This is a genomic window from Streptomyces sp. ISL-94 (assembly GCF_018614075.1).
Lineage (GTDB): Bacteria > Actinomycetota > Actinomycetes > Streptomycetales > Streptomycetaceae > Streptomyces.
The window spans coordinates 1-23,869 of the sequence record NZ_JAGGOZ010000041.1 but is presented as its reverse complement, the minus strand read 5'-3'; the positions used below and the strand labels follow the sequence as shown (position 1 = coordinate 23,869).

At 70.0% G+C, this 23,869-nt stretch carries 20 protein-coding genes and 2 pseudogenes; 10 read left to right on the top strand and 12 right to left on the bottom strand.

Going from position 1 to position 23,869, the window contains the following annotated elements; translation table 11 throughout:
* Together J7E94_RS15410 and J7E94_RS15405 are read left to right on the top strand one after the other, a co-directional pair.
* Positions 1 to 452: adenosylhomocysteinase (locus tag J7E94_RS15410; RefSeq protein ID WP_215015880.1), on the top strand; the 452-nt coding region annotated here is incomplete at its 5' end.
* Positions 453 to 618: 166 nt separating this feature from the next.
* Positions 619 to 1,272: a DUF1772 domain-containing protein gene (locus tag J7E94_RS15405; RefSeq protein ID WP_215015878.1), complete on the top strand. Its 654-nt coding sequence runs from the start codon at positions 619 to 621 to the stop codon at positions 1,270 to 1,272.
* Between the two features lie 59 nt (positions 1,273 to 1,331).
* Here the strand turns inward: J7E94_RS15405 and J7E94_RS15400 are convergent, their stop codons facing one another.
* The gene (locus J7E94_RS15400) at positions 1,332 to 1,829 is read right to left on the bottom strand and encodes a DUF1772 domain-containing protein (RefSeq protein WP_215015877.1); all 498 of its coding nucleotides are present in this window, start codon (positions 1,827 to 1,829) and stop codon (positions 1,332 to 1,334) included.
* On the opposite strand from J7E94_RS15400, the pseudogene J7E94_RS15395 reads away from it, so the two are divergent.
* The 4 genes and pseudogenes from J7E94_RS15395 to J7E94_RS15380 form a co-directional block, all read left to right on the top strand.
* Positions 1,801 to 2,151 (top strand): annotated as a pseudogene (locus J7E94_RS15395) (4'-phosphopantetheinyl transferase superfamily protein); the annotation flags it as partial. The gene J7E94_RS15400 and the pseudogene J7E94_RS15395 overlap by 29 nt on opposite strands.
* Before the next feature lie 143 nt (positions 2,152 to 2,294).
* Complete coding sequence (gdhA, locus tag J7E94_RS15390; RefSeq protein WP_215015875.1) at positions 2,295 to 3,644, top strand: NADP-specific glutamate dehydrogenase; 1,350 nt, start codon at positions 2,295 to 2,297, stop codon at positions 3,642 to 3,644.
* 100 nt (positions 3,645 to 3,744) lie between these two features.
* A pseudogene (locus tag J7E94_RS15385) lies at positions 3,745 to 4,166 on the top strand (MarR family winged helix-turn-helix transcriptional regulator).
* Positions 4,167 to 4,390: 224 nt separating this feature from the next.
* Positions 4,391 to 5,743 (top strand): AMP-binding protein, encoded by a 1,353-nt coding sequence (locus tag J7E94_RS15380; protein WP_215015874.1) that lies wholly within the window; start codon positions 4,391 to 4,393, stop codon positions 5,741 to 5,743.
* Positions 5,744 to 5,776: 33 nt separating this feature from the next.
* Here J7E94_RS15380 and J7E94_RS15375 read toward each other — a convergent pair whose 3' ends face one another.
* The 4 genes from J7E94_RS15375 to J7E94_RS15360 form a co-directional block, all read right to left on the bottom strand.
* Positions 5,777 to 6,157: a hypothetical protein gene (locus J7E94_RS15375; protein WP_215015873.1), complete on the bottom strand. Its 381-nt coding sequence runs from the start codon at positions 6,155 to 6,157 to the stop codon at positions 5,777 to 5,779.
* A gap of 275 nt (positions 6,158 to 6,432) precedes the next feature.
* Positions 6,433 to 7,224, bottom strand: coding sequence for an ABC transporter permease (locus tag J7E94_RS15370; RefSeq protein ID WP_215015872.1), 792 nt, complete (start codon positions 7,222 to 7,224; stop codon positions 6,433 to 6,435).
* Positions 7,221 to 8,183 carry an ATP-binding cassette domain-containing protein gene (locus J7E94_RS15365; protein ID WP_215015871.1) on the bottom strand — a complete coding sequence of 321 codons (963 nt, stop codon included), beginning with the start codon at positions 8,181 to 8,183 and terminating at the stop codon, positions 7,221 to 7,223. Before J7E94_RS15365 ends, J7E94_RS15370 begins: the two co-directional genes overlap by 4 nt.
* 12 nt (positions 8,184 to 8,195) lie before the next feature.
* Complete coding sequence (locus tag J7E94_RS15360) at positions 8,196 to 8,867, bottom strand: DUF4097 family beta strand repeat-containing protein (protein ID WP_215015869.1); 672 nt, start codon at positions 8,865 to 8,867, stop codon at positions 8,196 to 8,198.
* A gap of 223 nt (positions 8,868 to 9,090) precedes the next feature.
* On the opposite strand from J7E94_RS15360, the gene J7E94_RS15355 reads away from it, so the two are divergent.
* Complete coding sequence (locus tag J7E94_RS15355) at positions 9,091 to 9,858, top strand: helix-turn-helix domain-containing protein (protein ID WP_215015868.1); 768 nt, start codon at positions 9,091 to 9,093, stop codon at positions 9,856 to 9,858.
* 142 nt (positions 9,859 to 10,000) lie between these two features.
* Here the strand turns inward: J7E94_RS15355 and J7E94_RS15350 are convergent, their stop codons facing one another.
* Together J7E94_RS15350 and J7E94_RS15345 are read right to left on the bottom strand one after the other, a co-directional pair.
* Entirely contained in the window at positions 10,001 to 10,393 is a 393-nt protein-coding gene (locus J7E94_RS15350) for a RidA family protein (protein WP_215015867.1), read from the bottom strand.
* A 66-nt stretch (positions 10,394 to 10,459) separates the two neighbouring features.
* The gene (locus J7E94_RS15345; protein ID WP_215015866.1) at positions 10,460 to 11,251 is read right to left on the bottom strand and encodes an inositol monophosphatase family protein; all 792 of its coding nucleotides are present in this window, start codon (positions 11,249 to 11,251) and stop codon (positions 10,460 to 10,462) included.
* Between the two features lie 308 nt (positions 11,252 to 11,559).
* Between J7E94_RS15345 and J7E94_RS15340 the strand changes: the two genes are divergently transcribed.
* From J7E94_RS15340 to J7E94_RS15330, 3 genes are all read left to right on the top strand, one after another.
* Positions 11,560 to 13,317, top strand: coding sequence for a helicase associated domain-containing protein (locus tag J7E94_RS15340; RefSeq protein ID WP_215015865.1), 1,758 nt, complete (start codon positions 11,560 to 11,562; stop codon positions 13,315 to 13,317).
* Positions 13,205 to 13,453: a helicase associated domain-containing protein gene (locus tag J7E94_RS15335; protein ID WP_251056711.1), complete on the top strand. Its 249-nt coding sequence runs from the start codon at positions 13,205 to 13,207 to the stop codon at positions 13,451 to 13,453. Before J7E94_RS15340 ends, J7E94_RS15335 begins: the two co-directional genes overlap by 113 nt.
* 567 nt (positions 13,454 to 14,020) lie before the next feature.
* Complete coding sequence (locus J7E94_RS15330) at positions 14,021 to 14,290, top strand: hypothetical protein (protein WP_215015864.1); 270 nt, start codon at positions 14,021 to 14,023, stop codon at positions 14,288 to 14,290.
* 350 nt (positions 14,291 to 14,640) lie between these two features.
* On the opposite strand, the gene J7E94_RS15325 is transcribed toward J7E94_RS15330, so the two are convergent.
* From J7E94_RS15325 to J7E94_RS15305, 5 genes are all read right to left on the bottom strand, one after another.
* Positions 14,641 to 15,519 (bottom strand): hypothetical protein, encoded by an 879-nt coding sequence (locus J7E94_RS15325; RefSeq protein WP_215015863.1) that lies wholly within the window; start codon positions 15,517 to 15,519, stop codon positions 14,641 to 14,643.
* A gap of 466 nt (positions 15,520 to 15,985) precedes the next feature.
* A complete protein-coding gene (locus J7E94_RS15320) occupies positions 15,986 to 18,478 on the bottom strand; it encodes a DEAD/DEAH box helicase (protein WP_215015861.1) in 2,493 nt (830 codons plus the stop codon).
* A gap of 350 nt (positions 18,479 to 18,828) precedes the next feature.
* The gene (locus J7E94_RS15315) at positions 18,829 to 20,220 is read right to left on the bottom strand and encodes an IS1380 family transposase (protein ID WP_215015860.1); all 1,392 of its coding nucleotides are present in this window, start codon (positions 20,218 to 20,220) and stop codon (positions 18,829 to 18,831) included.
* Between the two features lie 593 nt (positions 20,221 to 20,813).
* Positions 20,814 to 21,194, bottom strand: a complete 381-nt coding sequence (locus J7E94_RS15310) for a hypothetical protein (RefSeq protein ID WP_215015859.1) — start codon at positions 21,192 to 21,194, stop codon at positions 20,814 to 20,816.
* A gap of 1,761 nt (positions 21,195 to 22,955) precedes the next feature.
* Positions 22,956 to 23,869: IS3 family transposase (locus tag J7E94_RS15305; RefSeq protein WP_215015858.1), on the bottom strand; the 914-nt coding region annotated here is incomplete at its 5' end.

The following is a 23,869-nucleotide window of genomic DNA, read 5'->3' as shown; positions in this document are numbered from 1 at the left end:
CCTCGGACATGGCCAAGATGAAGCACCAGGCGATCGTGGGCAACATCGGCCACTTCGACAACGAGATGGACATGGCCGGTCTCGCGAAGATCGAGGGCATCGTCAAGGACGAGGTCAAGCCGCAGGTCCACACGTGGAAGTTCCCTGACGGCAAGGTCCTGATCGTGCTGTCGGAGGGCCGTCTGCTGAACCTGGGCAACGCGACCGGCCACCCGTCCTTCGTCATGTCGAACTCGTTCGCGGACCAGACCCTGGCCCAGATCGAGCTCTTCACGAAGCCGCAGGAGTACCCCACCGACGTCTACGTGCTCCCCAAGCACCTCGACGAGAAGGTGGCCCGCCTCCACCTCGACGCCCTCGGCGTCAAGCTCACCACCCTGCGCCCGGAGCAGGCCGCCTACATCGGCGTGGACGTCGAGGGCCCGTACAAGCCGGACCACTACCGCTACTGACCGGCGTACCGACTCGCCGCCGACCGAACGGATCTCGCCACCGGCTCTCGATTCTCGCTCGAGAGCCGGTGGAAAGCCCATGGCCGGGTATCCCGGGGAATGCCACGATCGGATGTCCGTGCCGAGGGCGAGCAGTACTCCCACCACCCGCAGATGAGGATGTCCCATGAACCCCAATCCGGCCGGTAGCCCCCAGCAGTACCCCGCCGGCGGCCCGAGTCCCTACGCGGGCCCGCCCGGCTCCTACGCACAGCCCCAGCCCGGTGGCTACGCCCAGCCGGGGGCGCCCGCACCTGCCCCCGCGCCGGCAAGCGCCGAGCGCGGCAAGGTGGCCACCGCCCTCCTCCTGGTCTCCACGGTCCTCGTCGGCCTGATGGCGGGCCTCTTCTTCGCCTTCGACGTCTCGGTGATGCCGGGTCTCGCGGCGGGTGACGAGCGCACGTACGTCACCGCGATGCAGAACTTCAACTCGGCGATCGACGGCAACGGGCTCTTCGGCATGGCGTTCGTCCTCGCCCTGCTGGCGTCCGCGGCCTCGGCGATCGTCGAGTTCCGCAAGGGCCGCCGCGTGGTCGCCATCTGGGTCGGGGTGGCCGCCGTCGCCTACCTCGTCGTCCTGATGATCACCTTCTCCGTGAACATCCCGCTCAACAACGAACTGGCCGACGCGGGCGACGCGGCGAAGCTGACGGACTTCTCGATCGTCGACAAGTTCAAGGGCACCTGGGTCTCCACCAACATCGTCCGCACCCTGCTGTGCACGGTGGCCCTCACGGCCCTCTCCCGCGCCCTGGTCCTCTACGGCCGCGCCACCCGCTGAACGCGCCCGTCACGAGACGAGGTCCCCCGGCCGTCCCGGCCGGGGGACCTCGTACGTCGTCAGCCGGTCTGGCCGTGCAGGTACAGCGCCCAGGCCAGGAAGCCGACCGCCGCCGTGCACAGCAGCGTGCGCCAGACGTTGGCGCGGGTCCAGGGGCCCTCGAAGGCGCGGCGGACGGCGGCCGGGTCGCTGATGCGGGCGACCGGGCCGGCCTTCTCCAGGGCGTTGTTCAGGGGGATGTTCACCTTGTTGGTCAGGCCCATCGACAGGATGTAGCAGACCAGGGCGGCGATCAGCGGGGGCAGCACGTCACGGCCGTCGGACGGCACGTGCAGGGCCAGGGCCAGCGCGGTGAAGAGGAACGCGCCGATGTAGCCGAGGACGAACCAGCCGTTCAGGATGGCCTTGTTGATGTGCTGCATCACCTCGATGACCGTACGGTCGTCGGTGCGCTTCAGACCCGGCATCACGGAGACGGAGAAGCCGTAGAACAGGCCGCTGACCAGCCCCATCGTGACCGTGGCGGCGATGAGCGAGGCCAGGCGTGCGGTCTCCATCGTGTGTCCCCCTGCTCGTCCGTCCTCGGAGCTTCTCGGTCATCGATTCTTCGGGAACGGGTCATCGAATCGTCAAGTCAAGGCGACTATACGGGCGGGGGCGGCCCGCGTCGCCCCGGAATCGAGCGGCCTTCCAGCACACCTCGAGCGGCGCGGCAGGCCCGCGCCCGAGGCGGCCGCAGGAGCGGCCGAGGGCCTCCACCCCGGCGAGCGGGCGGAGTCGGCGGCTCTCACGGCCGCGGCCCGGCCGGCCGCGTTCGCCCGCTGCTGGACGCGCAAGGAGGCGTACGTGAAAGGCACCGGCACGGGCCCCGGCGACGGCGCCTCCCCTATCTTCCTAGGGTGCGGGCCACGCCCCGCCCGACCGCCGGGGTGGACCGTGCACGACATCGCGGTCGGCGACGGGTTCGCCGCCGCCTGCGCGGTCCGCACCGACGCATCCGACATCACCAGGAGGAACACACCGTGAAGGACCCCAAGGCCAGGCTGGACTCGCTGCGCGCCGACATCGAGCGACGCAACCCGGCGCAGCCCGAGTTCCACCAGGCGGTACGCGAGGTGCTGGAGACGCTGGCTCCGGTGTTCGCCGCGCGCCCCGAGTACGCCGTGCCCGGACTCGTCGAGCGGCTGACCGAGCCCGAGCGGCAGATCATCTTCCGCGTGCCGTGGCAGGACGACCGCGGGGTGGTCCACGTCAACCGCGGCTACCGGGTGGAGTTCAACAGCGCGCTCGGCCCGTACAAGGGCGGCCTGCGCTTCCACCCGGCCGTCGACATCGGCGTGGTGAAGTTCCTCGGCTTCGAGCAGATCTTCAAGAACGCCCTGACGGGGCTGGGCATCGGCGGTGGCAAGGGCGGCAGCGACTTCGACCCGCGCGGGCGCTCCGACGCCGAAGTGATGCGCTTTTGCCAGTCCTTCATGACGGAGCTGCACCGGCACATCGGGGAGCACACGGATGTGCCGGCCGGCGACATCGGCGTCGGCGGCCGGGAGATCGGCTACCTTTTCGGCCAGTACCGGCGGATCACCAACCGCTGGGAGGCCGGAGTGCTGACCGGCAAGGGCACCGGCTGGGGCGGCTCGGCGATCCGCCCGCAGGCCACCGGCTACGGGAGCGTGCTGTTCGCGGCCGAGATGCTGGAGCGCAAGGGCGCGAAGCTCGAAGGGCGCTCCGCCGTGGTCTCCGGCTCGGGCAACGTCGCCATCTACACGATCGAGAAGCTCCTGCGGGTGGGCGCGAACCCCGTCACCTGCTCCGATTCCGAGGGCTACGTGGTGGACGACAAGGGCATCGACCTCGAACTGCTCAAGCAGATCAAGGAGGTGGAACGCGGCCGGATCAGCGAGTACGCGGCCCGCCGCGGACCCTCCGCCCGCTTCGTGCGGGGCGGCCGGGTCTGGGAAGTGGCGGCCGAGGCCGCCTTCCCCTCGGCCACCCAGAACGAACTCGACGCCGACGACGCGCGCACGCTGATCCGCAACGGGGTCAAGACGGTCTCCGAGGGCGCCAACATGCCCACCACGCCCGAGGCCGTACGCCTCTTCCAGGAAGCCGGGGTGGCCTTCGGCCCGGGCAAGGCGGCGAACGCCGGCGGCGTCGCGGTCAGCGCGCTGGAGATGAGCCAGAACGCCGCGCGCACCGCGTGGAGCGCCGACCGCGTGGAGGAGGAGCTGGCGGGCATCATGCGGGACATCCACGCCACCTGCCACGACACCGCGGAGCGGTACGGCGCGCCCGGCGACTACGTGACGGGCGCCAACATCGCCGGCTTCGAGCGGGTAGCCGACGCGATGCTCGCGCAGGGCGTCATCTGACCGGCCATCCGGATCGGAAGCATCAAATCTGATACATCGAAACTGATATAAGGTCGTCCGTCTGAATGGAGTACAGCTTTTCCTGCTGGGCCGGACGCTGATGAAGATCGGTGAGGAGGCCATCCCCACCGATCACGTCGGCAAGCGGACGATGAGCACACGGTCGGTCCTGATCGTGATGCTCGACATCTACGCGCACCCCGACACGACGGTCGGCGAGATCGCCATCCGGTCCGGTCTGCCGCAGAGTGCCGTCTCCGCCTGTGTGGCGCGGTTGCGGGAGACCGGATCGGTGGTGACGGCGACCGACCCGCGGGACCGGCGCCGCACCCTGGTCCGGCAGAACCCCGAGGTGACCGGCGTGCCGAGGTCGCCTCGGCGCGGGTCGACGAGGCCATCGCCACGGCGCTGGACACCGACGACGCGGCCGAGGTCGCCCAGGTGCTCGCCCTGCTGGAGGCCCTTGCCCGGCGCCTGTCGCCGGAGGTGCTGGCCCGGCTGTCGCCGCCGCAGCCGGCCTGACGGCCTTGAGGGTTCGCACCGCGGGCCGGGAACGGGAAGCCGCCCGAGTCTGCGGACCCGGGCGGCTTCCGCGTTCCGTGGGGGGCCGTCTGCCGAGAACAGCAATCCATCCTTTTTGGTGTATCAAGTCAGATGGATATCTGGGCGCGGCGCGCGGCGGCCGGGGTGGTGTGGACCCCCCGCAGTCCGGCAGCCTGTGCCCGGGACAACAGAGGGGAGTCACCGTGCTCACGGCGCTTGAAGGCGCATACGGAGACCGGGAGGACGCCGTCGCGATCGCCGGCCGCACCGCCTCCTACGAGGAACTGCTCGGCGCGGCCCGGGCGGTGGCCGCCGATGTCGCGGGACTCCCGGCCTTCGCGGTGACCGCCACCGCCTCCCTGGAGACCGTCGCCGCCGTGGTCGGCGGACTGCAGGCCGGGGTGCCGTGCGTACCGCTGCCGCCCGATGCCGGACCGGCCGAACGGGAGCACATCCTGCGCGACTCCGGCGCACGGCTCGTCGAGGCGGACTTCGCCCGGCGCTCCGCCTGGACCGGGCCGGCCGCGACGCCCGAGGAACCCGCGCTGATCCTGTACACCTCCGGGACCACCGGCGCGCCCAAGGGCGTGGTGCTCAGCGGCGCGGCGATCACCGCCGATCTGGACGCGCTCGCCGAGGCCTGGCAGTGGAGCGCCGAGGACACCCTGGTGCACGGGCTGCCGCTGTTCCACGTGCACGGGCTGGTGCTGGGCGTCCTCGGGGCCCTGCGCACCGGAAGCCGCCTCGTGCACACCGGGCGTCCGGCGCCGGCGGCCTACGCCGCGGCCGGCGGCAGCCTGTACTTCGGGGTGCCGACCGTGTGGTCCCGTATCGCCGCCGAACCGGAGGCGGCGGCGGCGCTGTCCGGGGCCCGGCTGCTGGTGTCGGGCAGCGCGGCCCTGCCGGCGCCCGTCTTCCGGGACCTGGAGGGCCTGACCGGGCTGCGGCCCGTGGAGCGGTACGGGATGACGGAGTCGCTGATCACCATCAGCGGCCGGGCGGGCGGCGAGGTCCGCCCCGGTACGGTCGGCACCCCGCTCGCCGGCATCCGCACCCGCATCGCGGCCGAGCCGGGAGCCGAGATCGGAGAACTGCAGCTCACCGGCCCCACGTTGTTCTCCGGGTACCTGGGGCGGCCGGAGGCCACCGCGGCCGCGTACACCGAGGACGGCTGGTTCCGTACGGGTGACATCGCGGCCGTCGACGAGGCGGACGGCGTCCACCGGATCGTGGGCCGCGCCTCCATCGACATGATCAAGTCCGGCGGCTACCGGATCGGCGCGGGCGAGATCGAGAACGCGCTGCTCGACCACCCCAAGGTGAGCGAGGCCGCCGTGGTCGGCGTCCCGGACGCCGATCTGGGCCAGCGGATCGTCGCCTTCGTCGTCGCCGAAGGCGTCACGGGCGCCGAGCTCACCGATTTCGTCGCCGCGCACCTGTCGGTGCACAAGCGGCCCCGCGAGGTCCGCTTCGTCGCGGCCGTACCGCGCAACGCCATGGGCAAGCCGCAGAAGAAGCTGCTGCTGGCGGAGGACGGGTACGAGGCGCGGCCCTGACCTGACCTCACCTGGCCTGCCGCGGGCGCCGTTTCACCGGGCCGGCCCCGCCAGTGCCATCTCCCGGTCGAGGGAGGCGAGTTCGTCCCGGCGGTCCATGAGGACGAGCTGCTCCCGGTAGCCGGCCAGCGCGGTGCGCAGCAGGTAGGCCCGTTCGGGCTCCAGCGCGCACATGCGGCGCGCGGCGGCGACGGACTCGGCCCGCAGGGCCAGTGCTATCCCGGGCCGGTGGGCGAACTCCTTGCTGTATCCGTACAGCGCCTCCGTCAGCAGCGGCAGATAGGCGAGCGGGCTCACCTGGACGAGAACGCGGTAGGCGGCGACCCGCTGCCGGACCGGCAGCGTCTCCGATCCGAGGAGGGCCACCCGGGCTCGGAGTACTGCGTCGTGATTGATGTGCGCCGTGTTGTTCATGACGACGATTCTGAAAGCCGCACAGGTACCCAAACAAGGGCATTCGCCTGTGCCGTTCGTCCTACGAAAACACCCTCTGACCTGTCATGATGGTTACGTCATCACCCTACGGCCCCTGGTGCTACGGGAGTTCCGGCCTGCCGATGCCCGCGGAGCGGCCCTGCGGACGGCCGACAACGCCGACGGGGCGGCGTGACCCGACGACGCCCTGTCGAGTACGCCGCCCTGGGGCGGGACGAGTTGCGGGGGGAAGCGGCCCGCGGCCGTCATGGCGGTTACTTCGGGTCGCCGTTGAACTTCGAGGCCGACCAGAAGTAGCCGAGCACCGCGAGACCCAGGCACCAGGCGACGGCGAGCCACCCGTTGTGGCCGATCTCGCTGCCGAGCAGCAGGCCCCGCAGGGTTTCGATGGCGGGCGTGAACGGCTGGTACTCGGCGATCGGCCGGAACCAGCCGGGCAGGGAGTCGAGCGGGACGAAGGCGCTGGACAGGAGCGGCAGCAGGATCAGCGGCATCGCGTTGTTGCCGGCGGCTTCGGCGGTGGGGCTGCTGAGGCCCATGCCGACTGCGATCCAGGTGAGTGCCAGGGCGAAGAGGACGAGCAGTCCGAACGCCGCCAGCCATTCCAGGGCGGTTGCGTCCGTGGAGCGGAAGCCGATCGCGACGGCGACGGCGCCGACGAGGACCACGCTCGTCACCGATTGCAGGACGCTGCCGACGACGTGCCCGACGAGTACCGAGGGGCGGTGGATGGCCATGGTGCGGAAGCGGGCGATGATGCCTTCGCTCATGTCGTTGGAGACGGATACCGCCGTTCCGATCACGGTGCTGCCGATGGTCATGAGGAGCAGGCCGGGGACCAGGTAGGCGATGTACGCGGAGCGGTCGGGGGTGCCGCCGGTGATGCCCGAGCTCATCGTGTCGCCGAAGATGTAGACGAAGAGCAGCAGCAGCATGATCGGGGTGAGCAGCAGGTTCAGCGTGAGCGACGGATAGCGCCGGGCGTGCAGGAGGTTGCGGCGCAGCATCGTCGAGGAGTCGCGTACGGCGAGGGACAGGGAGCTCATCGGACGTTCTCCTCGGGCTGGGCGGGGACGCCGGCGCCGCCGGTCAGGGCGAAGAACACGTCGTCGAGGTCGGGGGTGTGGACGGTCAGCTCGTCCGCCTCGATGCCGGCCGAGTCCAGCCGGTCGAGGAGGGAGCGCAGCTCGCGCTGGCTGCCGTCGCTGGGGATCTGCAGGGCCAGTGCCTCGTCGTCCCGCGTCACTTCGCGCAGCGCGAGGGCGGCGCCCTGGTACGCGGCAGGGTCGGTGAAGCGCAGCCGCACATGTCCGCCCGGGATCAGCCGCTTGAGCTCCTCGGCGGTGCCCTGGGCGGCGATCTTGCCGTCGTTGAGCACGGCGATGCGGTCGGCGAGCTCGTCCGCCTCCTCCAGGTACTGGGTGGTGAGGAAGACGGTGACGCCGCCCGCGACCAGCTCGCGGATGATCTGCCACATGTTGTGCCGGGAGCGCGGGTCGAGGCCGGTGGTGGGCTCGTCGAGGAAGATGATCCGCGGGTTGCCGACCAGCGTCATGGCGATGTCCAGGCGGCGCTTCATGCCGCCGGAGTAGGTGGAGGCGGGCCTCGACGCCGCCTCGACCAGGTCGAAGCGCTCCAGCAGCCCGGCGGCGGTGCGCCGCCCCTCGCTGCGGGAGAGGTGGTGCAGGTCCGCCATGAGGAGCATGTTCTCCTCGCCGGTGATCAGGCCGTCGACCGCGGAGAACTGACCGGTGACACCGATCGCGGCGCGCACCGCCTGCTGGTCGGCGGCGAGGTCGTGGCCGCCGATGTGGATGCCGCCGGTGCCCGGGTCGGCGGAGATGAGGGTGGAGAGGATCTTCACGGCGGTGGTCTTGCCGGCGCCGTTCGGGCCGAGCAGGGAGAAGACCGTTCCTTCGGGGACGGACAGGTCGACGCCGTCGAGCACGACCTTGTCGCCGTAGGACTTGCGCAGCCCGTTCGCCGCGATGGCCAGGTTGGTCATGATGGGTGCTCCTCAGATGCTGCGGGCGGTGATGTCGCCGTAGGAGGTGGTCGCGTGGATGGTCAGGCCGGCGGCGGCGCCTTCGCTGTTCCTGAGCGCGTTGTGGATCCGGCCGTGGCCGGTGCCGGCGTCCAGGGAGGCGGACACTCCGGCGGCGGCGCCGACCGACACGTCGCCGGCCAGGGTGCGCAGTTCGATCGTGCCGCGCACGGCCTCGGTGATCCGGATGTCGCCCTTCTGGGTGCTGATCTCCCCGGGGCCGCCCAGACGGCCGACCGAGACGTCGCCGGCGAGGAGGGTGAGGCGGGCACTCGCGGCCTCGTCGAGCTTGACCGAGCCCTGCGCGCCCTCGAAGGCGACGTCGCCGAGCCGTCCGACGCCCCGGAGTTCGGCGCTGGCCGCCTTCGCCTCGATCCGGGAGCCGGCGGGCAGCTGGACGGTGACCTCGACGGATCCGGAGTTGCCGAGGATCCGGTTCTTCGCCGCCGGGGCCGCGATCCGCAGGACGCCGTCGCCGTAGGCGACCTCGATCTGCTCCGCCGCCTTCACGTCACGGCTCTTCGACGCGTCCGCGGGAAGGACCTCGACCGTGGTGTCGGCCCGGTCGGCGGCGATGAACCGGATGCGTCCCGCGGGGATGTCGAGGACGGCGGTCACCGGGGCGGGGGTGTCGAACTTCTGCATGGTGCTCTCCTTGGGCTCCTTGTTTCTGATGTTGGAAAAGCTACGTTGCGTTCGAAGAGTCGGCAACAGACTCGTTGCGCTTAATTGCCATCAATGCAGGTAGAAGCCGAGAGATCGTTGCAATAGTCTGATGTCTAACGCAACGTCCATCACCCCAACGTTGCAATGAAGGGCGAGTGAACGCTATACTGGGGGCATCAGGGAACGACGAAGGGAGATCGCGATGCCGGGAGGCAGGCTCACCCAGCAGGAACGCCAGGAGATCGCGCTGGGACTGGCCGACGGCCTCGCCTACGCGGAGATCGCCAGACGTCTCGACCGCCCCACCTCGACGATCACGCGTGAGGTGATGCGCAACGGCGGCCCGACCGCCTACCGCGCCGACCTCGCCCACCGCGCCACCGAACGCCGCGCCCACCGGCGCAAGCCGGCCGCGCCCCGGGGTCCCCAGGCGTCCCCGCAGGCCGACGGACGCGACCCCGAAGCCGTGCGCGAGTACGAGGAGACGTTCACCACCCTGCTCATGCAATCGGGGCTGCCCAAGATGACGGCCCGGGTGCTGACCTGCCTCTACACCACCGACACGGGCAGCCTCACGGCGTCCGAACTCGTCCGGCGCCTCCAGGTCAGCCCGGCGTCCATCTCCAAAGCGATCACGCTCCTCGAAAGCCAGGGCCTCATCCGCCGGGAACGCGACGACCGCCGCCGCGAGCGCTACGTCGTAGACGACGACGTCTGGTACCAGGGAATGATCACCGCCGCCCGATCCCACGCCCAGCTCGCCGAGACCGCACGGCAGGGCGTCAGCATCCTCGGCCCCGACACCCCGGCCGCCACCCGCCTGGAGAACATCGCCCGCTTCGTCGACTTCGTAGGCGAGAGCATGATCCGCGCCTCAGAGCAGGCCCGCGAGGTCCTCTACACCAAAACCGAAACGGCCTCAGGCGGCACTGGCACGCCACGTCCGGACGCGGATGGGCAGCCGTCTTGACGGTCACGGCCACGGGCGCCCGCGGCCGGATCAGTCCACCCGAGCCGCCCCATCGCGCGCCCGCCAGGCGGCCCCGTCCGTGGCGGGCCGCCCGCAAGGGCCTGGTCTTCCACGACGCGGCCTGACCCGAGGAGCAGCAGAACTAACCGATCACGGCGTCGATCTCCACCTCGACCAGCCAGTCGGGGTCGATGAACCGGGACACCTCGACGACCGTCAACACGGGCCGCACCGCCGCGAACCGCTCCCCGTGCGCCCGCGCGGCTTCCTTCCACGTGGTCATGTCGGTGAGCATGATGCGCGTCCGTACGACGTCGTCCCGGGACGCCCCTGCCTCCTCCAGCGCCCGCTCGGCGATGTCCAGGCACCGCACGGTCTGCGCATGGACATCCCCCACGCCCACGGTCGCCCCGTCATCCCCGATGGGGGCCGTACCGGCGACCGCCACGTACGCCCCCTTGCGAACCGCCCGTGAAAACCCGATCTCCGGCTCCAACGGCGACCCGGAGCTGACGTTCTGCCGAACCTGTCCCATCAGGCCATGATCCCAGACCGGGCGCCGGCCTCACCGGGGGGCGTGGTCGGCCCCGTGCCGCCGGCTTCAGCCGCGGATCATCGACATCAGCAGCTGGTGGGTTTCGCTGTCGGCGGCCACGACAAGTCCGCGGCCGGCCGGTCCGATCGGGGCGCCGTCGATCCCGGTGACCACGCAGCCGGCGGCCCGGCACAGGGCGATGCCGGCGGCGAAATGCACGCTCCCGGACAGGTCCCCGCCGTCGGTGACGTACGCGGCACGCTTGCCGGCCGCAACCCACGCCAAGGCCAGCGTCGTGGACACGACCCGCGGCCGGAACCGTTCCACGAACCCCGGATGGGCCAGCAGGTCCACAGCCCGGAACCCGGGCGCGCCGGGAAACGGCGGGTCCAGGTTGACGTCCACCAACCGGGTGGCGGCGGTAGGCGCCAGCCGCGCATCGGCACCGTCGCGCCGCACCCAGGAACTCTCGCCGTCGGTGAAGAAGACCTCACCGCTGAACGGGTCTGCCACCGCCGCCGCCCCACCCCGCAGCGCCACGTTGACGGCCACCAGCATGTTGCCCACGGCGTAGTTCAGCGTGCCGCACAAGGGATCCACCAACCACTGGCGCCCGGCGCCGGCGTCCCCCTGCTGCCCGCCCTCCTCGCCGAGGACGGCATCACCGGGCCGGGCGGCCCGGATGACCCCGAGGATCGTCTTCTCGGCCTCCACATCGGCGGCGGTGGCGAAGTCCCCGTCGCCCTTCTCGATACGGCCGAGTCGCCGCCCGTACATGCCGCGCACCACGTCCGCACCGGCACGCACCGCTGCTATCGCCACTCCGGCATCGTCGAGGCCCGCATCCGAGACGATCATGCCGCGCAGGATATAGGCGCCCCGCAACGCCACAGCGACCCGGGTGCCCGCGGTCAGGCCTCAGCACGCGAGCCGGAGACGCCGAGCAGGCCCACGACCCGCGCCGGGTCCGGCCGGGGCCCCTGTACGGGTGCCGGTTCGGTTGTCCGCACGTACGCAGGCGGCGGCCCCGGGGAATCTCCCCGGGGCCGCCGCAGTGATCCGCTTCCCCCGCCCCTCGCGGGCGTGCGCCGTGTCCATGCGCGGGGCGCGCGCGAGGCCCGCCGCCCCGTCTGCGCGGAGTGCGGGACGAAGTTCGACAACGACCGATGGTCGAACGCCACAGCCAGCCCGAGCCGGGCTACCGGTGCCACCCGACCGTGTGCGCGTCGTGCGAGGAGAAGACGGTAACGGCAGCGGACCAGGCCGAGCGCGACCGCACCGACCGCACCCTGGGCCCCGCCACCGCGCCCGCAGCCTCCATGGACGACCCCGAGATCTTCGGCCCCACCGTCTACCGCCTCGACGTGGCCACCGCCATCAGCCGCGGGATCCTCGCCGACTACCAGGTCATCGTCCCGCAGATCCACGACCACGAACTCCACGAGATCCTCGCCGCACTGCCCGGCCAGAGCCCGGACTTCGACCGGCTGCGCCTGGGAGCCCAACAGGCCATGACACTGCGCGCGATCACCGAGCACGACCTGAACCGCGTCCTGGTCTTCCACTCCCGCGTCCGCCACGCCGAGGTGTTCGCCCGCACCTTCGCCACGACCGCCGGCGCGGCCCCGCCCCACCTGCGCATCACGGACCTGTGGACCGCTCACGTCAGCGGCAGGCAGAGCCCCTACACCCGCAACCGCCTGATCACCGAGTTCGCCGCCCACCCGGCCGCACCCACCCGACGCGGCAGGCAGCGCCCCCGCCGCGCACTGCTGTCGAACGTCAGCGTCTTCGGCGAGGGCGTCGACGTCCCCGCCATCGACGCGGTGGTCTTCCTCGCACCCAAACGCAGCGCCGTGGCCGCCATCCAGGCCGTCGGACGCGCCCTGCGCCAGGCACCGGGCGAGGGCAAGAAAGCCACCATCGTCATCCCCGTCTACATCGCCCGCGGCCAGGACACCGAGACCGTCCTGAACTCCTCCGGCTACCGCACCCTGTGGCAGATCCTGCAAGGACTGCGCGCCCACGACGAACACTTCCGTGAACGCCTGGACCCGGCCCTGCGCGCCCTGCTGTACGCCGCCCAGCAGGGCGGCCCCGAAGCCCCCGAGCGCGTGAACGAAATCGCCTTGGTCATGGGCCTGCGCCTGCTGCACCCCGACAACGGATCATGGGGCATGGGCCTGGACGCAGCCGTCCGCTACCTGCGCACTTTCGGCCACCTGGACATCCCCGCCCGCTACACCGACGACCGTCACCTGCCCGTCGGCCTGTGGATCGACCACCAGCGCAAACTCCACACCGCAGGCAACCTGCCCCCGGAACGCATCACAGCCCTCGACGCCATCGGCATGCTGTGGAAACGCCTGGCGAACGGCTTCGCCCGCCGCCTGCCCATCGCCGCCTCATACGCCCGAGCCCACGGCCACCTCGCCGTCCCCGCCAACTACCAGGCCGGCGGCCACCACCTGGGCCGCTGGCTCTCCACGCAGCGCGGCCGCCGCCTGCCCGCCGCGCGCGAAGGCCCTCGCCGCCCTGGACCCGCACTGGAACCCGTCATGGTCCCTGGCCTGGCAGCGCACCTACCACCTCGTCCGCACCCCCGACGGACACAGCCCGGACCCGCCCGCCGGTCCCCGTACCCCCGCCCAGGACGCCCTCGCGCGCTGGCTGGAGCGCCAGCGCGGCAGGTGGCCGCAGCTCCACCCCACCCAGCGCCGTCTGTTGACAGCCATCGGAGCCGTCCCCACCGCCCGCCACTTCCTGCGCCACCGCCCCACCGGGCGCCGCGCCACCGCCTTCCACACCGGCCTGCGCGCCGCGGCCGCCCACCACACCCGCGAAGGACATCTCAACGTCCCCTACCGGTATGTGGAGACCAGCCGTGGCCGGCGCTTCAACCTGGGCCGCTGGCTGTCCGGTAAGCGAAGCCGCCGCAGCGACCTGACCCCGTACGAGGCCATGGCGCTCACCTCGATGGGCATGGTCTGGCACACCCGCACCCACCGGACCCGCACTCCCCGCCCAGACCAGGACGGCCTCCGCTGGCGCGCCGCCTGACCGGCCACACTCCGCCCCGTGCCCGTTGCGTCAGGTATCCCGGAAGGGACCGGAGAACGTCCCTTCCGGGGCGCGGCGGGATCACGGCCAAGTCCGTCACCCCGCCCACCCGGCGTCCTGGCGCCTTGTCCACTCACCCTCGCACACTGGGTGTAGTTGTCTGGGCGAGGTTGTGTAGCGCGTGATCAGGGAGACCTGTCGGGCTAGCCCTGGCTGGTGGGTGGAAGGCGAGGGCGAGTTCGAGGGCCGCTTCGGCTGCGCAGATGCCGGCGTCCTTGACCGCTGCGGGCGGGCCGTTCGGTCCCGTCGGGAAGCTGCTCGACGGGACCCCGGGTCGGTATGCCGCTTTCCCCCTCGACGTACGGGCGAGGGCCTGGACACCTTTCTGGAAGGCCGCAGCACCCCCGCCCGGACGCCGGAACACCGTGCTCGTCTTCGCGGCGGTCTTGCGGGGCCGCACGGCCCACGGCCGCTTTCAGGTTCCGGGTTCTTACGGGTGTAGAGGACCGTTTCGTCGGGATCGCGTCGGCCGATGACCCGGCGCTGCGGGTGGTCAAGAGCGAGGAGGTGACCATCCCCCCGGCGATCGGAACGTTCGCCGGGCAGGCTGCCGCGAGTGTCAAATGCCCGAAGGGCGAGGTCCGTACGGGTGGCGGAGCCCTGGTGACGGCGGGCAACTCGCACGCCGACCGGTATCCGCTGGGCGCGAGCATTCCGCAGGACGGCGAGGGCTGGTGGGCCTTCGCGTCCAACTCGGACCCGAGCGCTCCGGGGAAGATCCAGGCGTATGTCATCTGCGCGAAGGTCGCCAGCGTCACCACCCTCACCACCCCGTAAGACGGTTTCAGCCGGCTGAAGCGTCAGGGCGACACGGCATGGGAGCATGACCGGCACTGCCGCAATGGCCGGACGCACCGCGGGTTCGATGCCATTGCCAGCAGCGCCCTGGCCCAGCCCTACCGCCCGGCCGCCAGAGGCTGGACCAAGATTCAGGCGCGGGGACACCGCCGAAGCTGTCATCGGCGTGTTCACGGGCACCCTGGCCCGCCCGCAGCTCCTGGTCCTCGGCCGTCACGACGCGGCGGGCTGGCTGGGTGCGTCCGGGCGCACGGTACCGCTGCGCCCGGACGCGGCCCGAAGACGGCGAGCACCTGGCCGCCGCCGGTCCGGGGCACCCTGATGCGGATCTAACTGTTCCAGCCGTACCGTTTGATGGGGTCTTCGGTGGTATCGGTAAGGCGCTCGGGTGGGGCTTTGTGGTTGGTGATGGTCATGGATGAGACTTCTTTGGCGAGGCCTGGGGGGAGGTCGTGGCGGTCGGAGTGGCCTGCGCGGGTGCCTTCGTAGGTGATCGACTGGCCTTTGAAGTGGTCTGCCGCGTACAGGGTTACGCGTTGCTTCCATCCGACGGAGATGCTGGAGATGGTGTCGTTGCCGATGCCGGCTTTGAGTTCGTTGTAGCCGTAGCTGCCTGTCCAAAAGTGCTGGCTTCTGCCTTTGCAGCCGGGTTCGGTGTAGGCGGTCGCTCCGTCCCGGACTCCGTCCGGGTTGACGAAGGTCTGTGCTGCCCAGCGGTCCGCGTACCAGCTGTCGGGGGTGGCGGCCATCTCCTGGGCGGTAGGGCGTCGCATGGCGACGAGGTAGGGCAGGGTGAGCCGCGGGTCGACGTCCTCGAATCGGTACGCGTCGGGGCCGTAGCCGTAGGACGAGGTGTCCTTGGCGTCCTGCATGCCCAAGGAGATCCGCATGTGCATGGTCTCGTGCTCGTACTGCTCGGCCGGGGACAGCTCGTCCCATTCCCGAAGAACCAGGAGCGGGCCGGAACGCGCGGTGAGGGACACCTCGGCCGCGGTCTTGCTGCCGATTTCAGCGTTGGACAGCTGCGCCTTGCCCCCGGTCCACGCCCTGTAGACACCCCACATGCGCATCTGCTTGATTGCAGACGCCAGCTTGGTGTCGGGGCCGTCCAGAGCGAAGGCCGCGAGTCCCATCGAGAACATCGGGTAGGCCTTGCCGTCATGGTGGAAGGAACTGGTCGCGCAGTGTGACGGGCCTCCGTCGCTCACGGCCTCCCTGTAGTTTCTCGCTCGCGATTCAGTGGCTGAACCGCCCACCCCTCCCACTTGAGGGTAGGTAGACGGGCCGTTGAGCAGCTCGTTGTCCATGTGAATCACTTCCTGACATCGGTGACCCCTGCCGACAGGGAAAGGGCAGCGGTGTCCAAAGGCTTCCACGCTGGCATGCCCACATCCGCTGAGTCCTGTGATCGTCACTCGGTCGGTGGCGGCCGGCGGGTTGACGGGGGTGACCGATTGCTGATGGGCGCCATGGGTTCTTCACTGGTCGGCGTCGGCAGTCTTCACCGGTGTGCAGGGGCGGTGAGCTGGGCGGGATGTGGACGGGGGTGGCGTTCTTCTGGTGCAGGTCGTTGTCGTTCGGCGTGTAGATGGTCTGGCGCGCGTGTAGGACCTCCCCTTCTCTGGCGATGGGCACTACGCCGCCGCGCCGCCGGCAACTGGCGGCCTCCCGTTCCTATTGGGCCCAGTCCATTCCGAGGTCGGCGAGCGCGGCGAGCTGGGCGGCGTCGAGGCGGTCGCGGCGTTGTTTCTGGTTCCCGATCCAGATCCCGGTGCGGTGTTCGCTCCCGTCGGGGAGGACCTGGACGACGGCGCGCCCCGGCAGGCCGCCCTCCTGTGCGATGTACTGCGCGAGGGCCTCAAGGCCCTTCTGGAACGCCTCGCCGCCCTTGCCCGGCCCGGACGTCGGGGCGGCCTTCGCCGCCGCCTTACGTGCCCGTACGGCCTTCTTCACGCCCAGCTCACCGAGCCGGCGGCGCTGCTCCTCGTTCAGCCGGTCCCAGTTGCGCCGCTGGGAGGTGAGCCAGCGCCCGACGTTCTCGCCGTGCAGGGTCACCCCCGGCACCACATCCTCGACTCGCGCACCGGCCGCCAGGAGCTGGGCCAGGTAGGCGTAGTGGCGCTGCCAGTCCACCGTCCACCCCAGCTCGCGCGGGTTCCAGTCCGGATCGACCGCCGCGAGCTGCTCGGCCCGCCGGCGGGCGCGGTCGGGGTCCTTTCCCAGTCCGCCGGGGCGCCGGATGTTGGTGAGCCACTGCCCGACCGCCCGGTCCAGGGCGGTGGCGTGCCGTGGGGCCGCGAGCGTTCCGTGCTCCGCGAAGTACGCCCGCGCGGCGCCCAGGTTCTCCTCGAAGCCGGCGTCGGCGGTGTCCCAGACGATCCCCAGCCCTTCGAGTTCGGCCGCCCGCTCCCCGCTCATCTGTCCCGCCCGGAACACCCGTCGCTGGTCGGAGAGCCATCTGCCGAGGGGGTAGGAGCCTTCGAGGTGGTCGTAGGGGACCTCCAGGTGGTGTTCGCGCTGCCGGTAGCGGAGTGCGGCCTCGATGCCTCGACGCCAGTCCTGCCGTTCGGTGTTCAGGACGAGGTAGCTGACCCATTTTGCGATGAGTGCGGGGTCGCGGTGGGCGGCGAACCGGAGGATGAGCCGGGTCTCCTCCTGGCCCTCGGCTGGGGCCTGGCCGATCGGGAGCGACGGCTGAACGACGCGTTTCTGCGCCTCTTGGGGAATTGCGAGCGTTTCCACGGCTCGCTCGTCGTGTGCCCGGAGGCCTTCAAGGACCCGGATGACGGGGCCGTACGATTTCGAGGAGAGAATGTCTTCCGGCTTTTCGCCCTGTGCGAGGAAGACGGGCACGAGCAGGGTCGCCATCTTTCCCTCGCCGGGTTTTTGCCGCAGGGCCCGGCCGATGGCCTGGACGATGTCGACGGCCGACCCTCTGGGGTCGATGAGCGCCACGCTGTCCACGGCGCGGATGTCGACGCCTTCGCCGAGGACCTTGCAGTTGGCGAGGACGGCGCGGCCGACCCGGCGCCCGAACGCCCCGATCACTTCCTGTCGGTGTTCACTGTCGTGGTCCCCGCACAACCACCCCGACCACACCCGCTCCGGCGCCGGGTAGCGGACGGGATCGGCCTGGTGGAGGCGGGCCGCGACGCGGGGCAAACCTTCGGCGAAGGCCTGCGCCTCGATGGTGCGGTGGTGGAAGGTGATGGTGGTCTTCAGGTCATGGGTTGTCATGGCTTCCAGCAGGGCGGTCTGCATGGCTGCGAGGCGCTCGCCGCGCAGCTGCTCCTCGTACCGTTCCTCGCCGACGAGCCGCTCACGCGTGATGAGAGGGTCGGTGAGCTCGACCACGACGACCTGATACTTCGCCAACAGCCCCCGGGAGATGGCGTCGGCGAGAGACAGCTCATAGACAACAGGCCCGAAGACCTTCTCGTCGTCCATGGAGCACGCCAGCTCACGCGGGAGCCGGTCCCACACCCGCCGCGTCTGCCCCGGCGTCTCCTCGTCCACGACCGCGACCTGCGCCTCGTACAGCTCCTCCTGCTCCCGGGACCGCGGCGGGCGCTCGGCCCAGATCCGCGGGGTGGCGGTCATGTACAGCCGCCGCATCGCCGCGATGACCTCCTGGTGGTGCACATCCGCCCACGCCTTCCCCGCCGAGCCGGACGTGCGGTGCGCCTCGTCCACGACCACCAGGTCGAAGACGTCCATCGGCAGCCCGTACTCCCCGCGGTGCGCCTCGGCGATGACCGGGAGGGAGGCGTAGGTGGCGTAGACGGTTACCGGGCCGCGGCCGTGCCAGAGCCCCAGTTGAGGCGCCGAGGTGGTGGTGCGCACGTCCATGCTCCAGAGGCGGACGTCGTCCTCGAGCGAGCAGACGGCGACCGCGGGCCCGGTGTGGCCGGCGGCCCGCCACTCCCGCACCGTCTGGGTGAGGAGGTCCAGGATCGGCAACAGCACCAGGACCCGGCCCCCGCGGGCGAGCCGGAGCGCGGCCGCGGCCGCCGTGAACGTCTTCCCCGTCCCGCACGCCGCCACCACCGTCGCCCGCAGACCCGCCTCCGGAATCCGCTTCCCGGGCGGAATATCCAGCCCACGGACAATCGCCTCCACGGCCTCCTCCTGATGAGGATGCAGGACGATGTCACCGGTCTTCTGCATTCGGCACTCCGCTGATATCAAAGTTGTCGTGGGTCAGTGAATCTGCATAGTCGTCACGCTTGTGACCTGGAGCTGTGCAGGTTGACTGAGCGGGTTGGTGGTTGGGTTGGCTCACTGATTCTGCGCAGAGCGCAGGGTAGTCCAGCCGTCTGACCTGCGGAGTTGTTTGCTTTGGGGCCTGGTTGCGCAGGTTGGTTGAGCCTCGATCCACCGGCCCGGTTCGTGAGTGATCGTTTTCGTTGATCGGGTCTGTGTTTCCGGTTGTGGGCAGCCGGTGGTCGCTGGTCTGCCCAGCTTTTCCACTTGTCCACAGGTCTCGGGCCCTCGCGGGCGGGTCGGATTCGTCCTGGTCAGACCGGTGGGGGCGGGACGTGGACGGTCTGGAACAGGGAGTCGAAGGCGTCCTGCCAGGGCCAGCGTTCGGGCAGGTGCAGGGTGAGCCGGCGGGCCGAACGCGCCAGTCGTGCCGGGATGTTGATCAGGTGGTCGCGGATGGTTGCGCAGGTCGCGCGGGCGTGGAAGGCGTCGGCCAGCGTCCCGCAGGCGCGCGTCAGGTTGAAGGCGAGGGCGGCCAGGGCCAGCCAGGCGGCGTTGGCCTGGAAGTTCCCCGACGGTGCGTGGGCGAACGGGCCGTTCTTCAACTCCGAGATCACCTGTTCCACGATTGCGTGTCGACGGTGATCCTTTTCGGCGTCGGTCAGGGACAGCGTGCTGTCGGTGAACGCGGCGTGGAAGCGCCAGGTGGTGAACAGCTCGCCCTGGCCCTCGGGCACGGTGGCGGGGTTGAGGCGTTTCACGCGGCGCACGATCAGACGTGCGGTGACCTGCAGCTTCTTCGGCCTGGAGGTGAAGGCTGTGTACTCGGTCTCGGCGATCTCGGCATCCGATATCCAGCGGCCCTCCTCCTCGTCCCAGATGGCCTTGGGGTATTTGATCGCCGTCCAGGCGTCCTCATCGATGGTGGCGATCGCCGCTTTGATCGAGGCGTTCATACGGACGGTGATGGAGAAGCGGGCGCCGGCCGCCTTGCAGGCGGCGATCAGCTCGGCTCCGTAGTAGGCCGAATCGGCCCGCACGACCAGCAGTCCCGTGGCGCCCGACGCGCGGGCAACGGCGATCGCTTCGCTCGCGAAGGAGGCCACCCCGCGGGCGGAGTTCACACTCCCCTTGCGCAGCCTCGTTGCGGCGATCACCGGGGCGGCCAGCGGCGTGGACAGTGTCGCGACCAGCGCGTTCAGGCCCTTGACCTTGTTGTATCCGTAGCCGACGCCCTGCTTGGCATAGCCGTGCACCGGCTTGATGGTGTCGTCCAGATCGAGATGGGCGATCGTCCCGGCGCCGGACAGCAGCGGGGTGTGCGCGGCCAGGCGGGGCAAAAACCGGCGGGCCACCGCGTGCAGTTGCTTCACATGCCCGTGACTGAAGGAACGCAGGAAACTGCCCAGGGTGGACGGCGCCCGCACCCCGCCGAACAGGCCGCTCATCGCGCCGTGCCGCAGCCGGTCCATGTCGTCGATGCTGTCCGCGCCCGCCGCCATCCCCGCGACCAGGCCCATCACCTTGGCCGCCGGGAAGGACCCCGTCCCGTTCCGCGACGCCGGCAGGCTGACCCGCTCGGTGACCAGAGCGGGCAGCCCGCACCGCTCAGCCAGACGCACCAGCGGAGCCAGCCCGCCGTACGCGATCAGGTTCCGATCATCGAACCGGGCGGAGACCGTCGCTGCGGCATGGGAGGATTGCATCTCGGAAGTGCCCTCGTGAACGTGCTTGATGTGGTCCTAGAGAAACCTCATCATCGCAGGTCACAGGGCACTTCCTCGTCTCCGGAGGAGCGGTCCACAGACATCAAACCGGTGGATCGAGGTTGAGTACTGCGCAGTTTCACTGGTCGTTGGTATGTGGTGCGTGTCCAGGGAGGTGCGGCCGGCCTGGCCGCGTACTGCCGTGCCTTCCGCGACCGCCGCCGGGGAGCGAGTTCTACCTCTACTACGCGTACTGGTACTACAACTCGGGCGGGAAGACCGTCATCAAGGTACACAGCTACGCATCCCGCCCCAGCACTTTCAGCTGCGACAGCGAGTCCCTGACGATCGAGTGGGCAAGAACGTCGGGAGGTGGATCGATATCATTTCCATCTTCGACTCGACGTGTTGGAGGGGAGTGGCACTGGACCCCAACAACGCCTCTCTCGGCTACTACGGGGGTGCCGAAGGCGTTGGTGAAGGGCACCCGGCGCAGCTCAAGGTCATGTACGTGAAGTGAAATGTGGTTGATCGCCGGGAGCCACGGGGCCCACGCCCGCGACCCCCGGCCTGCCGCGGGTTCGCGACCGGAACTACTGCTTGTTCGTTGTTTTGTCGGCCAGGTCTTCCTGGAAGGGCTTCTCGCACGCGGGCCCGGTGTCGTTGGCGATGAAGCTGATCCAGTCCGTCCCGTCCGCCCGGCCCTGGGGGTGGTGCCACGCCAAGATGTTCCAGCCGCCCTTGTCCATCGCCATGGTGACCGACTGCTTTTCGTCTGTTCTCCCTCTCTCCTTCCAGCCCCCCTTGACCAGCGTGGCGACCGTGGCGTCGTAGGACTTCCTCGAGTCGGTGGATTTCGCGCCGTCCGCCTGCCACCTGACCGTGCAGGACTTGAGGCCCGGCGGGACGTCGTCCGCGGGCTGCCTCGCGGTGAACCCGGCCGTTGTGGCGGCGGCGTCTATCTCATTCCTCACCGCCTCGACGTCCAGGCTGCCGCCCGAACCCGCCTTCGCCGGGGCGGAGCCACCGGCCGATGGTGTGTCACCGTTTTGGCCATGAGGCGAATCGCCTTCACTGCCGCACCCCGCGATCAGCAGAACCGCACCGGTGGCCGCGGCCGCCCACCTCATCTTGCGCATGACGACGTATCTCCCTTCATGTACGCGGACTTGTGCCCGCGATCAAGGCAGAGTCTGCCACCGGCGCACGCCGGCGCGAACTGCGTTCGCTCACCGCCCGGACGGCGGCGCGGCCGCGGCCGTCAGGGCTGGGGGCGGAAGCTCCTGTGCGACCGAGGAGCTCGGCCAGGCCCCGGCGGGTGGCGGCCAGGACCACGCGGTCCTCGGTCTTGAGGGCGTACCCCGGGACCGAACCCTCGCGCGGGACGGTCGCCAGGTCGACAGGTCGGTGCGGCGTGCCGTGATTCAGCCCTGCTGGCGGTGACGGAGGAGCCGGGTGCTCGCGCGCCGAGCCGCGCGGGTGCCTGGCGTGGCACGGGCCGCGGGTGTGTTAAAGGAACACGACAGGGCGAGGGTGAATCGGCCGTCACCTGGCTGTCACGGAACCTCACCTGTAAAAAACTGCAGTTGATGGGTGTCAGGGATTCTGCATGGGCAGGCGGCAGGGGCGTTCACCGGACTACGGGGCGTTGAGCTGGCCTGACCGGGGAAGACGTGTCGTCCGTGTGGTGCAGGTCCGTGTCGTTTCCCGGGTAGGTGCCGTGGCGCCCGTGTAGGGGCCATGCCCCTTGGGTCGGCCTCGGGTGGCTCCTGTACCCATTGGATTTCGAGCCCGGCGAGGGCTTCGAGCTGCTCGGCATCCTGCCGGTTATCGCGACGCCGCGTGTGATTGTCCGTTGGGCCGCATGGGCTGTCCTATGGATCAATTGCGTTGTTTAGGCTGGTAGCCGTGGCGCAGGGGACGACCTGGTGATGGGCGACAGGGATCATTCATCGGCCGACGACAGCTTTTTTCACTGGCCGATGTGTCTCTGATCTGGGCTGGAGCGAAGACACGTGTCGTTTTCGTAGTGCAGGCTGGTGTCGTGTTGCAGGAGCGTCAAGTGTCGTCCGTGTAGGGCTGCTACCCCGGCCGGCTATCGGGCCCAGTCGACCCCGAGTGCGATCTCTCGGTTTCGTGTCAGTGCGATGGGTGTCAGTGGCGAGTCTGTCCGGGAGTGGACTGCGGTGCTGGTCAGAGGGGTGTTCTGCCTGCCGGGCCCACTGTCACGGACGTGAGAGATCGGGGTCGGTCCACTGTCATCGAGTGAGAGACGTACAGGTTCCTACTGACACGAAAGCGAGAGATTGCAGACTGCCCCGGCGCGTGCTGGCGAACGGTCTTCGGGTGCTGGCACCGATGGGTGCCGGCCCCCGTTTCGTGTCCCCCGCAGGAGTGAATCCGGCCCTCGCTAGTCACAGGAGCATCGGGTTGGCAAGTACCCCTGTGTAGGAGCCGGTCCTTTTCGCCCTGAAGCCCTTCTGCACCGGGTCTGTCAAACGAACGGCTCTTACAAGATTTTCGTAGCCGGTGATCGATTCAACTTGCCTATGGTGTCGGCTGGTTGACGGTGGCAGGCTGACTGTGTGTGTCGTGAGGGTGGGGGACCTGTTGCCGCAGCTGGCCGCGGTGCAGGTCGAGCGTGTGGAGGCTGGCGGAAACCTGCTGCGGATCACCGCCCGGACCAGGAATGACGCCCCGGCGGCGGGGCCTTGACCCTGGATCCTGGACACGGCTTATGCGGTTGGTGCCAGCGTAGTTGATGTTGTTCCGGAGGCTGTCTCGTAAGCGATCGGGCTGCGGTGTCCGAGGCGGGAGTGACGGCGTCGGGTGTTGTAGCGGTGCAGCCATCCGAGCGCGTCGATGCGGGCCTCGCGCTCGCTGGACCACTGCTTTCGGCCCTGGAGCGTCTCGCGTTTGAACGTCGCGTTGAAGGACTCGGCGAGCGCGTTGTCCGCGCTGGAGCCGATCGCGCTCATGGACTGGCGGACGCCGGCTCGGCGGCAAGCGTCGGCGAACGCCCGGCTCGTGTACTGGGCGCCGTGGTCGGTGTGCATGACCGATCCGGCGAGGCTGCCGCGGGTCCGCTCGGCGGCGGCCAGGGCGTCGATGACGAGATCGGTTCGCATGTGATCGGCCAGTGCCCAGCCGGCCAGGCGGCGCGAGGCGAGGTCGATCATCGTCGCCAGATAGAGGAACTTCCCGCCGTCCAGAGGGAGATAGGTGATGTCGCCGACGTACTTCGTGTTCGTCTCGGACGCGGTGAAGTCGCGGCCGATCAGGTCCGGGGCCTTAGCCGCGGCCGGGTCCGCAAGCGTGGTGCGGTGCCTGCGACGCAGCCGCACTCCTGCGAGATTGATGCTCCGCATTACGCGAGCGATCCGCTTGTGGTTGACCCGCCAGCCGTCGTCACGGAGCTCGGCGGTGATCCTCGGGACGCCATAGGTGCCGTCCGATTCCCGGTGCACGGCCTGTATCCGGGCGGCGAGCCGCGCGTCGGCTGCCTGCCGGGCGGCCCGGTCCGCGGAGGTGCGGCTCCAGTAGTAGAAGCTGGAGCGGGCGACACCGAGGATGCTGCACAGCCGCTTCACGCCGTATCGGCGCTGGTGGTCGGCGACGAACTGGAAGCGGTTCACCAGCGCGTCTCCCC